This window comes from bacterium (assembly GCA_030648955.1).
In the GTDB taxonomy this organism is placed as follows: domain Bacteria; phylum Patescibacteriota; class Minisyncoccia; order Phycocordibacterales; family JAUSHB01; genus JAUSHB01.
The window spans coordinates 72,204-82,916 of record JAUSHB010000011.1 but is presented as its reverse complement, the minus strand read 5'-3'; the positions used below and the strand labels follow the sequence as shown (position 1 = coordinate 82,916).

Annotated in this window: 12 protein-coding genes; 6 read left to right on the top strand and 6 right to left on the bottom strand. The window is 42.4% G+C overall.

What is annotated here, in order from left to right:
- Positions 1-199: 199 nt before the first annotated feature.
- The 4 genes from trpS (at position 200) to Q7S11_02720 (ending at position 2,527) form a co-directional block, all read left to right on the top strand.
- On the top strand, positions 200-1,207 hold the full coding sequence (gene trpS / locus Q7S11_02735) for a tryptophan--tRNA ligase (protein MDO8572667.1): 1,008 nt from the start codon (positions 200-202) through the stop codon (positions 1,205-1,207).
- 187 nt (positions 1,208-1,394) lie between these two features.
- Positions 1,395-1,754 (top strand): hypothetical protein, encoded by a 360-nt coding sequence (locus Q7S11_02730; GenBank protein ID MDO8572666.1) that lies wholly within the window; start codon positions 1,395-1,397, stop codon positions 1,752-1,754.
- Between the two features lie 54 nt (positions 1,755-1,808).
- Positions 1,809-2,072, top strand: coding sequence for a hypothetical protein (locus tag Q7S11_02725; GenBank protein MDO8572665.1), 264 nt, complete (start codon positions 1,809-1,811; stop codon positions 2,070-2,072).
- 11 nt (positions 2,073-2,083) lie between these two features.
- Positions 2,084-2,527 (top strand): YbhB/YbcL family Raf kinase inhibitor-like protein, encoded by a 444-nt coding sequence (locus tag Q7S11_02720; GenBank protein ID MDO8572664.1) that lies wholly within the window; start codon positions 2,084-2,086, stop codon positions 2,525-2,527.
- A gap of 209 nt (positions 2,528-2,736) precedes the next feature.
- Here the strand turns inward: Q7S11_02720 and Q7S11_02715 are convergent, their stop codons facing one another.
- From Q7S11_02715 to Q7S11_02705, 3 genes are all read right to left on the bottom strand, one after another.
- A complete protein-coding gene (locus Q7S11_02715; GenBank protein MDO8572663.1) occupies positions 2,737-3,138 on the bottom strand; it encodes a hypothetical protein in 402 nt (133 codons plus the stop codon).
- A gap of 64 nt (positions 3,139-3,202) precedes the next feature.
- Entirely contained in the window at positions 3,203-3,970 is a 768-nt protein-coding gene (locus Q7S11_02710; protein MDO8572662.1) for a protein-L-isoaspartate O-methyltransferase, read from the bottom strand.
- A gap of 183 nt (positions 3,971-4,153) precedes the next feature.
- Entirely contained in the window at positions 4,154-4,642 is a 489-nt protein-coding gene (locus Q7S11_02705; GenBank protein MDO8572661.1) for a hypothetical protein, read from the bottom strand.
- Positions 4,643-4,801: 159 nt separating this feature from the next.
- Here Q7S11_02705 and Q7S11_02700 point away from each other — a divergent pair, with 159 nt between their 5' ends.
- The gene (locus Q7S11_02700; GenBank protein ID MDO8572660.1) at positions 4,802-5,830 is read left to right on the top strand and encodes a ParB/RepB/Spo0J family partition protein; all 1,029 of its coding nucleotides are present in this window, start codon (positions 4,802-4,804) and stop codon (positions 5,828-5,830) included.
- A 14-nt stretch (positions 5,831-5,844) separates the two neighbouring features.
- Here the strand turns inward: Q7S11_02700 and Q7S11_02695 are convergent, their stop codons facing one another.
- On the bottom strand, positions 5,845-7,308 hold the full coding sequence (locus Q7S11_02695; GenBank protein ID MDO8572659.1) for a RelA/SpoT family protein: 1,464 nt from the start codon (positions 7,306-7,308) through the stop codon (positions 5,845-5,847).
- Positions 7,309-7,350: 42 nt separating this feature from the next.
- Between Q7S11_02695 and Q7S11_02690 the strand changes: the two genes are divergently transcribed.
- Positions 7,351-7,785: a hypothetical protein gene (locus Q7S11_02690; protein MDO8572658.1), complete on the top strand. Its 435-nt coding sequence runs from the start codon at positions 7,351-7,353 to the stop codon at positions 7,783-7,785.
- Between the two features lie 54 nt (positions 7,786-7,839).
- On the opposite strand, the gene topA is transcribed toward Q7S11_02690, so the two are convergent.
- Positions 7,840-10,062, bottom strand: coding sequence for a type I DNA topoisomerase (gene topA / locus Q7S11_02685; protein ID MDO8572657.1), 2,223 nt, complete (start codon positions 10,060-10,062; stop codon positions 7,840-7,842).
- A 105-nt stretch (positions 10,063-10,167) separates the two neighbouring features.
- Positions 10,168-10,533 (bottom strand): hypothetical protein, encoded by a 366-nt coding sequence (locus tag Q7S11_02680; GenBank protein MDO8572656.1) that lies wholly within the window; start codon positions 10,531-10,533, stop codon positions 10,168-10,170.
- Positions 10,534-10,713: the final 180 nt, after the last annotated feature.

The following is a 10,713-nucleotide window of genomic DNA, read 5'->3' as shown; positions in this document are numbered from 1 at the left end:
GGATCGATTGCCAAACAATGTGAGGAAGATCAATTGCGAATTAAAAAAATATCTGCAATACTACAATTACAAAAGAGTCCATGCAGGAATTAATTACTTAACTCCCATGCAGGTGGTGTGAAGCTATTGGTTAGATTACGGCGCATTTAATTTTTTTAATGAACTTTAAAAATATTTGTCTCTCTGCTACAATAGACTAATGGACACCAAAAAAATGACAATTTTGACGGGCGATCGGCCGACGGGGAGGCTTCATTTGGGGCATTATGTCGGCTCTCTTTTGGCGCGCGTGGAACTTCAGGGCACACATAACCAATTTGTAGAAATTGCCGATGTGCAGGCACTTACGGATAATTTTGAAAATCCAGCCAAGGTGCGAAATAATGTTCCCGAACTTGCGATTGACTATCTTTCGGTCGGCATTGATCCTGCAAAAACCACGATTTTCATTCAGTCGCAAATTCCCGAGATTACCGAGCTCACCATCTATTTTCTTAATCTCGTCACCCTTGCGCGCTTAAAGCGCAATCCAACAGTCAAAGATGAGATGAAAGAGAAGGGGTATCGCGAAAATGTTCCAGCTGGTTTTCTTGTGTACCCGATAAACCAGGCGGCGGATATTCTCGCATTTCACGCGGATCTTGTGCCGGTGGGTGAAGATCAATTGCCCGTACTTGAGCAGACCAATGAAATTGTGGATGCGTTCAACCGCATTTACAGAGAGACATTCAAGCGCATCAAGCCACTTGTTTCCACTACTCCGCGCCTCAAGGGAGTTGATGGGAAGGCAAAAATGAGCAAATCACTCGGCAACGGGATTTATCTTTCCGATTCTCCCGAGGAAGTTGAGAAGAAGGTGATGATGATGTATACGGACCCGGGGCATATTCACGCAAGCGATGCCGGGAAAGTGGAAGGGAATGTTGTGTTTGAATATCTTGACGCGTTTGATGACAAAAAAAGTGAAGTCGCAGAACTTAAGGCGCGGTACCAGAAGGGGGGATTGGGAGATGTTGAAATCAAAAAGCGTTTGGCGCGAGTGCTTAACGATATTTTAAATCCGATTCGGGAAAAACGAGAGCATTTGGAGAAAGACCCGAAATATATTATGGATATTCTCGAAGAGGGCACAAAAAAAGCTCGCAAGGTTGCCACGAAAACACGTGATGAAGTGCGTCAAGCAATGCAGATAAATTATTTCGGCTAGCGAGGAGCAGGTGGACGAGCCTGCCTGCCAGTAGGCAGGTAATCTCGTACACAGTGTCCGAGCGACTTTATTTTCTTATGAGCTGAAGCGAATTAGAAAATAAGAAGTACTCCTGTGGTGTGAAGACGAAATATTGTACCCAGTTATATTTCGGCTAGCTCATTGACCTCTCAAGGAGAAGTAGTATATGATTCGCACATATGGAATAGTGGATAATAGTAGGGTAGGAGTATTATTAGGTAACAATGTTATTTTTATGAATCAAGAAATGCAACAAAATGGTAATGGCAAGAACAATCACGTGTACGAGGGGGAACTCTCAAAAGAAGACAATGATCTTGCGTGGGAGGTAGCTCAGAGGTATCACCAGATTGCAGAAAAGTCTAACGGAGAATTTGGACCATGGATGAATGAACATGGCTCTGCGATTTTTAATATGGTCAGAACAGAGCCGGATTTTGCGCGTTTATTCGCTAGTGCCATAGAGCCAGACTTAGAAACATTTAAAAAAATGATTGACGGGTATCACAAAAAGAAACTGCAATAATTTTTTTTGTTAATTCTTAAACCTCGGTTATTGCGGGATAAAAACAAGTTAATTATGAAGGAAAATTTTGGAGAACAGCAAAATTATGATGCGGAATATATGCTCTCACAAGAGTTTCTAGCTTTGGAATACAGGGTGATGCAAAAGTTTTTTGATATCGCAGGGATAATAAAGCATGAAAGAGGCGAATGGGTTATCGCTCATGGAAAAGCGCTACGCCAGATGATTACCAAAGAACCCGAGTTTATTGATGAATATTTAAAAAAAGAAAGTGCAACCAGAGAGGAATTCGAAGGTAAACTCGGGTCGTATCTTTAGTGGTGTTCGACATGGAAATACATTCACCGATATTTAAATCTGGAGACGACATACCACCACAATACACATGTGATGGGGAAGACATTAATCCACCACTTACATTTGACGCTATTCCCGTCGATGCAAAAAGTCTTGTGATCATTATGGATGATCCTGATTCACCCACCGGTACCTGGACACACTGGCTTCTCTGGAATATTTCTCCCAACACAAAAGAAATAGGCGAAGGGAGTGTTCCACGGGGCGCCGTACAAGGGGGAACAACTTTTGGTGCCTCTGGCTATGGCGGTCCGTGCCCTGGTCACGGGAAGCACCGCTATTTTTTTAAATGTTATGCGCTCGATGTGGTACTCGATATACCTGAAGGCTCAAAAAAAGAAATACTCATGGAGAGTATGAAAGGGCATATTCTTGCGGAGGCGGAAATGTACGGGTGCTACCAAAGAAAAAAGTAAAGTTTGGCCTCGTCCTATCCCCGCCGCAAAGCGGACGGGGTATGAGGCGAGGCAACGGGGCAAACTTTGTTGTAGATGTGTCGGCTCCGCCGACACATTCCCTACTTGCGGATTCATCCCTGCGGCAAGCCGCAGGGTATTCTCCACAATTATAATAAAATAAAAACAGCGGAACCTTGTGGTTCCGCTGAGAAAGATTTCGCAAAATGTTAATCACATGAAGTTTTTTCCGCATGGGATATGACAGTCTGCTTTAATTTGGGTGGATTTTTTTTCTCCAAATTATTCATTATTTTAGAAATGTATGTGACCATATCCTCGGAGTAAGGAATATGTGAGTGTTTGCCAAGCGTGGTCATGATTGCCGTCTGTTCAGGCACACCCTCATCTTTGATGGACATTGCTTCGCGAGCGACAATGTAAAGTTCTTTATGTAACTTAGCCAATTGTTTCCCTACGTTCATTTTTAGGTCGCTCAGTGGAATATGACGAAACTCTCTTCGCACGGCATCAAAAGCTTTGTTGTCTGAAGTATATGTTGATGGATAATGTATCCTCAACTTAATTATTCTTACCGCAAAATTTTTTGCATCTGTTTCAGGGGTGCTCATGGCGAACCTCCGTATATAATCTGCTTTCAATTATAATACCCTAAAATCAATTTGTCAAGTATTATTATTTCACAAACGGAACAAAGGCAAATCCGGGAAACTCTTGTTTTTCAAAAGTTTTTTCACTTTTTTTAATGAGCAAAACAATCGAGTCGCGCACCGGGGTTACGATGTGTCCGCCAACCTTGAGTTGATTTTTCCAGGATTCAGGGATATTGTCTTCGAGTGCCGCCGCGGCTATTATTTTATCAAATGGCGCTTCCTTCGGTAAGCCATCTTTTGCGTTTGTCGCGATAAAGGAAACAATCCCACTTTTTATAAAATTGTATTTTGAAACATTTCGCTCGCCGAGTTCCTTGAGTTCAGGGATTACTTCAATGGCAAATACTTTTCCTTGCGGGACCCGCTTATTTGCATGAGTATGTGACCGACTTATGATATGTGCGAGCATCGCAGTTTGCCATCCAGAACCTGAGCCGATATCCAATATTTTCTCTCCCGCATCAGGCTGTAAGAGCTCGAGCATAAAGGCAACGGTATAGGGTTGTGAAATGGTTTGTCCGAATCCGATTGACAGAGGATAATTTTCATATGCCTCATGTTTATATTCGGGAAGTACAAAATCTTTGCGGTCAATACCCCTAAACGCCTCAATAATATTGGGTGTCTTGAGTGCGTTAAAATCCAGGAGTTCTTGAATGAGTTTTTCCATCTCGTAATTATACACCTGATTTTTTGGGACAAATATATGCCCCTGCGGCAAGTCGATGGGGCAATATTCGGAACCTGTCTTGCCTGCCTGCGCCGTGCTCGTCGCGGTAGGCAGGAACAAACCAATTATATGCTCTGCATATATTAGCTCACCGATATTTTTCTGGTGAAAAATCCCGCAAGCCTGTCTCGGCTCGGAAATGAAAATGTTCCCATATTTTCATTTCACACGCTCTACGTCGCAAATAAAAAAAGCCCGCGATGCATTTTTCAGCTTCGCGGGCGGTAACAATCTTAGGTTTTACTAGAAATTCCCAGTTCTTTTTCCATATGGTTTTGAAAATCTATCTTCTTTTTGTTTTCTATACCACACACATGCTTTGGCTTCAGGAAGTACCTTAAGTTCCTGGGTAAGATCACGGTTTTGCGGACATTTTGCATAGGAGGGGCAATCTGTTTTATGGCATTGGGTAGAAAATGTACCACTAATCATTGAAATAAGCACATTTCTCAATCCGTATACTCGTGTTTTGTGAATTTCACGGCAGGTACAGAGCATTTCTAGGTTTGGGTCCAACCCTTTGCCATATTCCAACCCAAGCGCAGTTGCAATAATATGCATCTCCTTATGCGCTTCTTGAGCTATTTCAAGTACGTCATTTAATGTATCTTTGGTAAGATATTTTTTATGCACGATTTGTGCAATAGAGTATTTCTCACCAGTAATACCATATGTCACTTCAATTTCAACCGTGTCCGTGCCGGGTATTTCAACATTATTAGGTATTGACATTGACTTCTCCTTATACTTTTGTGTTAACGATGTAAGCTCCAGGAGCATTCTCACACTTCTAAAGAATATGTCAAGCAGATTAATGTTTAATGAGTGATTTTTGCGCGTAAGAATTTTGTGGTATGATTGAGAAAATAATTACCAAAAATTTTTATCGCAATGCCAGAAATTTACAGCAATTCAATATTTTGGATTGAGGTTGATAAAATCAAGCCCAACCCATTTCAACCTCGTAAGGAATTTAATGAGAGCAATCTTCGCGACCTTTCTGATTCTATCCGCCAGTACGGAGTACTTCAACCGCTGGTGGTCACGCGCAAGGAACTGGAAAAATCTGACGGGGGGATTGTCGTAGAATATGAACTTATCGCCGGCGAACGCCGACTGCGTGCATCAAAACTCGCGGGTGTTTTACAGGTACCGGTTATTATACGCGCAGGAGCTGACGACGATAGAACCAAGCTCGAACTTGCGATTATTGAGAATCTTCAGCGTGAAGATTTGAATCCCGTAGACCGTGCGACAGCTTTCCGTCGGCTTGCGGATGAGTTTGGTTTTAAACACATTGAAATTGCAAAAAAAGTGGGGAAGAGTCGGGAGTACGTTTCAAACTCGATGCGACTTTTGGGCTTGCCCCAAGAAATGATTGATGCGGTTACTCGAGGAGAAATAACCGAAGGTCACACGAGACCAATATTAATGCTTATTGATCGACCAGAAGAACAGGCGACGTTGTTTAAAGAGATTGTCATTAAGGGACTAACGGTACGTGAAGCGGAAGGAATTGCGCGGAGAATTGCGTATGACAAAATTCGAAAAAAAGATCATGTTATTGCTCCTGAAATCATTGAAATCGAAGAAGAGTTAACCGAAAAACTTGGCACACGCGTTCACATTGAAAAGAAAACAATTGGAGGGAAAATCACCATCGATTTTTTCTCAAGCGATGATCTCCAGAATCTCATTAATCTTATAACGAGTGGCGCAGATCATACCTTACCTTTAAGTCAAATTCAACAATTTCCCACACAGACATCTGTTGCGGACGAAACTGAAAAAAATATGGATACTATAGATACCATTTCAATTACGAATACGGATGAGCCACAGACGGAATTTTTAGATCAACCAGAAGAACCAAAAAAAGAAGAAGAGGATCTCTATAACATCAAAGGGTTTTCAATTTAATGAGATGTAAAACCTTAACGCTTCTCTGTTGCATGTTCCGGCTTTTGAATTGCGCCACGGATGTTTCGTTTGGCGAGCGTTGTTTTGCTTGACTCGAGCCATTTTGATGTAGGGTGACTCCCTTTTTTTGTAAGAACCTCGACAATATCTCCGTTTTTTAGTTTAGTATCAATGCCAACCATCTTACCATTGATTTTTACACCAGACATGTGATTGCCGACATCCGAATGTACTGCATATGCAAAATCAACAGGGGTTGATTCTTCGGGAAGATCGATGACATCTCCTTTTGGGGTAAATACAAACACGCGGTCTCTAAAAAAATCTACCTTGAGATTTTCGAGGAATTCGCCGGTTTCAGAAACATTTTTTTGGCATTCAATAAGTTGGTCAATCCACAGCACATTTTTCTTGAGCGCCCCACCTTTTTTAATTGGCTTACCAAGCTCGCCTTTGTATGCAAGGTGTGAGGCAATACCATACTTCGCTCCTTTGTGCATGTCTTCAGTGCGTATTTGAATTTCCACAATTCCGCCGTCTCCCGTAAAAACAGTGGTATGAATGCTCTGGTATCCGTTGGGCTTAGGAAGCGCGATGTAGTCCTTGATTCTTCCCGGAAGCGGTCGCCATGCGCCGTGAATAATGCCAAGCACCTTATAGCAATCTTCCACCGTGGGAACAATTATACGCAGAGAAGTGATATCATATATTTTTTCTATGTCATTATTTTTACGATTTAGTTTTTTATATAAACTGTATAACCGTTTTGTGCGATAATCCGTATGAATATTTTTCATACCCTGCGATGCCAATTCTTTTTGAAGTGAACGATGGAATTTTTCAAGATATTTTTCATTTTCTCCGCGTCGTTCCTTAAGTAGGTCTTTTACGCGCTTATAATCTTCCGGATATACATACGGAAATGCTTCGTCTTCGAGTTCGCCCTTAAGTTTTCCCATACCGAGGCGGTTAGCTAGGGGAGCGTAGATTTCAAGTGTTTCAAGGGCAATTCGTCTCTGTTTATCTTTTTTCTCGTGTCCATACAACGTCTTAATATTGTGCAGGCGGTCTGCAAGTTTTATGATCAGCACGCGCATATCTTCTGCTGTCGCAATAAACATTTTACGGAGACTCTCGACATGACGTTCTACCCCTTGATATTTGAGCTTACCCAGCTTAGTAACGCCTTGTACGAGAAATAAAACTTCTTTACCAAATTCTTTCTCAATAACTTCGGCGGTGATGTTACCGTCTTCTAATGCATCATGAAGAAGTCCTGCGACAATGGTGTCACGATCCATGCCGAATATCGCTAGATTTTTCGCTGTTTCAAAAGAGTGTTTTACATATGGGTCTCCCGTAAATCGTTTTTGTCCCGCGTGTGCCTTTTCTGCTAATGCGCATGCCTTTTCAATAATCGCCACATCTTCCGGAGTGGGTAATTTCATGAGATTGAGTATTTCCTTGACATTTAACATATTTGTGATTATATATGTAGTAGGAAATATTGCAAGGAGATAATGATGAATCATTTCAAGGATCGCAACGTTGAAAAATGTCCCATCTGTGAAATACCGGTCATTTTTAAAACATATTCAGATTTTATAGTGCACATTGGGCTGCATTCGCGCCACGATACTCAACAAAAACTTCTCGTCGATGAAAAAAATCGAAGAGATAACCGTGAAAGCAGTATTATAGCGAGGGCATATAAAAAAATACTTAGCACCATTAGTTCTCGTATTATAAATGCAAATCGTGAAAAATTTGCGGATGAGTATAATCGAAACGACGACTTTTGGAAGAAATGTATGATCGTATGTCCTGAATGTTACCGTTTTGAATATCCGCACGACGAACAAGTACGTCGCTGTGGTTGCGGTGCTATGATGGGACGGGCAAAGAGACTTATCAGGAGTGATTCTCGTTTCAAATTTGTGCAAAAGTTTCTTTAATTTGATTGGGTGCGTAAGTACCTGTAAGGGCGGCTTCTCCGAAGCCGCCCTTTTTTATTCAATCTTTCCAACTTTATGGGGGTTATGGTTGGGACAGGCTTTATTTGAGCAGCGCTCCGGAATCGTTTTTGTGCCTTCCATCATGAGTGCATTACATTGCTCACAAAACTTACCTGTAGGCTTTGCTTTGATCGCATTTTTGCATTTCGGATAATTTGAACAACTATAAAAAACACCGAATCTTCCCTTGCGCGCCACCATCTCGCCTCCTACCTGCGCCGCAGAGCCTTGCGTCGCGGCAGGCAGGTCTTTACAGGTCGGACATTTTACACCGGTACCATTCAAAAGATTTCCATCGGCGCCTTGCGCGTCTCGTTTGATATATTTACATTTTGGATAATTACCACAGGCGACAAATCTGCCGAATTTTCCATCGCGTTCAACAAGTTTTCCTGTTTTACATTCCGGACATGCTTCACCGGTTTCTTTTGGACCCTCAAGTTCTTTGCCGTCAATAGTCCGTGCGCCGTTACAGTCAGGGAAGCGGGAACAACTCAAAAATTTCCCTGTCTTACCAAGTTTTATAATCATGTTGCTTGTACAGAGGGGGCAACGGAACTCCTTGGGAGCATCACCTAAGTTGGTAAGTTTCTCTATTTTCTCTTTCGCTTTAACGTCTTTTGAGAACGGTCCGTAAAAATCTTTTAACGTTTTAATATATTCACGTTTACCCTCCGCAATTTCATCAAGCTCGTTTTCCATTTCCGCAGTGAAGGTGTCACTAATGTAATTCGCAAAATATGTTTCCAAAAATGTACTCACTACTTCGCCAGTGTCGGTGGGGACAAGTGATTTGCCGTCTTTGTCGACATATCCGCGTTCAAGAATTGTTCTAATAATCGATGCATAGGTGGACGGGCGGCCGATCCCACGTTTCTCGAGCTCTTTAACAAGTCCGGCCTCACTGTATCTCCCTGGTGGCTCTGTTTGTTTGGCTTGCGAAGAAAGATCAAGAAGGAAGAGTGCATCACCCACGGCAACCTTGGGAAGTGTCACGTCTTCTTCACGACCCGCGGGCTCCGCCGCAATCCACCCCGGGAAGAGTACGCGTGATCCATTGACCGCAAAATCTGGGATCGTTCCTTTGTCAATATTCGCAATAACTTTAGTGCGGAAAATTCTCGCATCGCTCATTTGTGACGCGATGGTCCTTTGCCAAATAAGTTGGTAGAGTCGTTTTTGCTCCTCGTTTATTCCCGTCGAAGAAATTTCAATGTGGGTTGGACGAATTGCTTCGTGTGCTTCTTGTGCGTTTTTACTTTTAGTTTTATATACGCGTGGCATAACATATTCTTTTCCAAATTTCTTTTCAATATGAGCAAGGATTTGTGTCTGCGCGATATCGCTTATGGTGGTGCTGTCTGTCCGCATATAGGTAATGTGTCCCGCTTCGTAAAGTTTTTGAGCGATACCCATCGTGCGCGAAGGGGCAAATCCCAAACGACTGCTTGCTGCCTGTTGGAGTGTTGAGGTGATGAACGGCGCACGGGGAGACTTTCCTACTTCAGTTTCTTTGACCTCGATTACTTTCCACGAACCTTTTTTGCCTTGCCTTACAATATCATCGACAGTTTTTTGGTCCCGCGGCTCTTCCGAACAGGTGAGAGAAAGTCTCTCTTTATTTTTTTTCGTTTCAACTTCTGCGTTGATAACCCAATAATCTTCCGGCTTGAAGGCGCGAATTTCACGTTCACGTTCCATGATAATGCGCAAAGCAGGGGACTGAACTCGTCCTGCAGAAAGTCCGTAACGAACTTTTTTCCAAATAAGTCCCGAGAGGTCATACCCAACAAGACGATCAAGCACGCGCCGTGCTTCTTGTGCTACCTTGAGATTGTTATCAATTTCTCGCGGGTGCTTGATTGCTTCTTCCACCGCCTCTTTAGTGATTTCGTGAAATACGACTCGCTTCGGTTTTTTGATATTGCACGCTTCTTTAATATGCCACGCAATCGCTTCTCCTTCGCGGTCGGGGTCAGTCGCAAGCAGAACCTCATCCGCCTTTTTTGCAAGACGTGATAATTCAGACACCACATCTTCTTTGCCGGGTGAGATTACATAATGGGGGATAAATCCCCCCTTGATATCAATAGCCTGTTTATTGCTCTTCGGAAGATCACGCACGTGACCCACGCTTGCTTTCACGGTAAAAGATTTTCCAAGGTATTTGGAAATTGTTTTTGCTTTTGCCGGGGACTCTACAATGAGTAAACGCATAAGTGGTAGCTACATATATAGTATAGATAGATATTTTTTGCAACAGAGAATAAAAAATATAGCCAGCATTACTGCTGGCTACTGAATGGGTATAAATAGAAAATACTACACCAACGAAAGAACCTTCTGGAGTTTTGCAATTTGAAATTTATATTCTTTTAATGGCATCCTTCTTGGAAACGCATGCGTGCGAAGTGCGATATTAACTCGCTTAATACTTCGCATTGTTCCGGTGTTTCCTCTCCCGCCAAACGCTTTCACAATGCGTTTGTTTGCACAGAAAATGAGTTCTTTTACGTTAGTAACCTTGATTGCATGTAAAAGTATTACATCGTTCGGGGTAATCCCAGGCAAATCGCACAAGGGGACATCCTCATTTTGAGCAAGCCTGTTTCTGATGCAAGGAACAATATTTTGTGGAACCAGTGGGGGAGTTTGCTTGGCTGTTATGCTAGGGGTACTTACACGCATTGATTGCTTCCTCCGTGGTGATTTTAAGAGAACGATAATTCCAAAAAAGATTCTAGCACAAATATTTTATTTGTCATCTCGTACGAAACAGGTCGCGGTCAGTCGCGATACTTCGAGTCGTTTTAAAAAAATAGTGCAACAGTATTCTTTGTATGAAATTTTCTTAACAAGCGACCGCGG

Excerpts from the sequence above, each read along its gene's own strand:
- Q7S11_02680 (MDO8572656.1), bottom strand. The coding sequence starts at position 10,533 with ATGCGTGTAAGTACCCCTAGCATAACAGCCAAGCAAACTCCCCCACTG.
- Q7S11_02730 (MDO8572666.1), top strand. The coding sequence starts at position 1,395 with ATGATTCGCACATATGGAATAGTGGATAATAGTAGGGTAGGAGTATTA.
- topA (MDO8572657.1), bottom strand. The coding sequence starts at position 10,062 with ATGCGTTTACTCATTGTAGAGTCCCCGGCAAAAGCAAAAACAATTTCC.
- Q7S11_02725 (MDO8572665.1), top strand. The coding sequence starts at position 1,809 with ATGAAGGAAAATTTTGGAGAACAGCAAAATTATGATGCGGAATATATG.
- Q7S11_02715 (MDO8572663.1), bottom strand. The coding sequence starts at position 3,138 with ATGAGCACCCCTGAAACAGATGCAAAAAATTTTGCGGTAAGAATAATT.
- Q7S11_02690 (MDO8572658.1), top strand. The coding sequence starts at position 7,351 with ATGATGAATCATTTCAAGGATCGCAACGTTGAAAAATGTCCCATCTGT.
- Q7S11_02705 (MDO8572661.1), bottom strand. The coding sequence starts at position 4,642 with ATGTCAATACCTAATAATGTTGAAATACCCGGCACGGACACGGTTGAA.
- Q7S11_02720 (MDO8572664.1), top strand. The coding sequence starts at position 2,084 with ATGGAAATACATTCACCGATATTTAAATCTGGAGACGACATACCACCA.
- Q7S11_02695 (MDO8572659.1), bottom strand. The coding sequence starts at position 7,308 with ATGTTAAATGTCAAGGAAATACTCAATCTCATGAAATTACCCACTCCG.
- trpS (MDO8572667.1), top strand. The coding sequence starts at position 200 with ATGGACACCAAAAAAATGACAATTTTGACGGGCGATCGGCCGACGGGG.
- Q7S11_02700 (MDO8572660.1), top strand. The coding sequence starts at position 4,802 with ATGCCAGAAATTTACAGCAATTCAATATTTTGGATTGAGGTTGATAAA.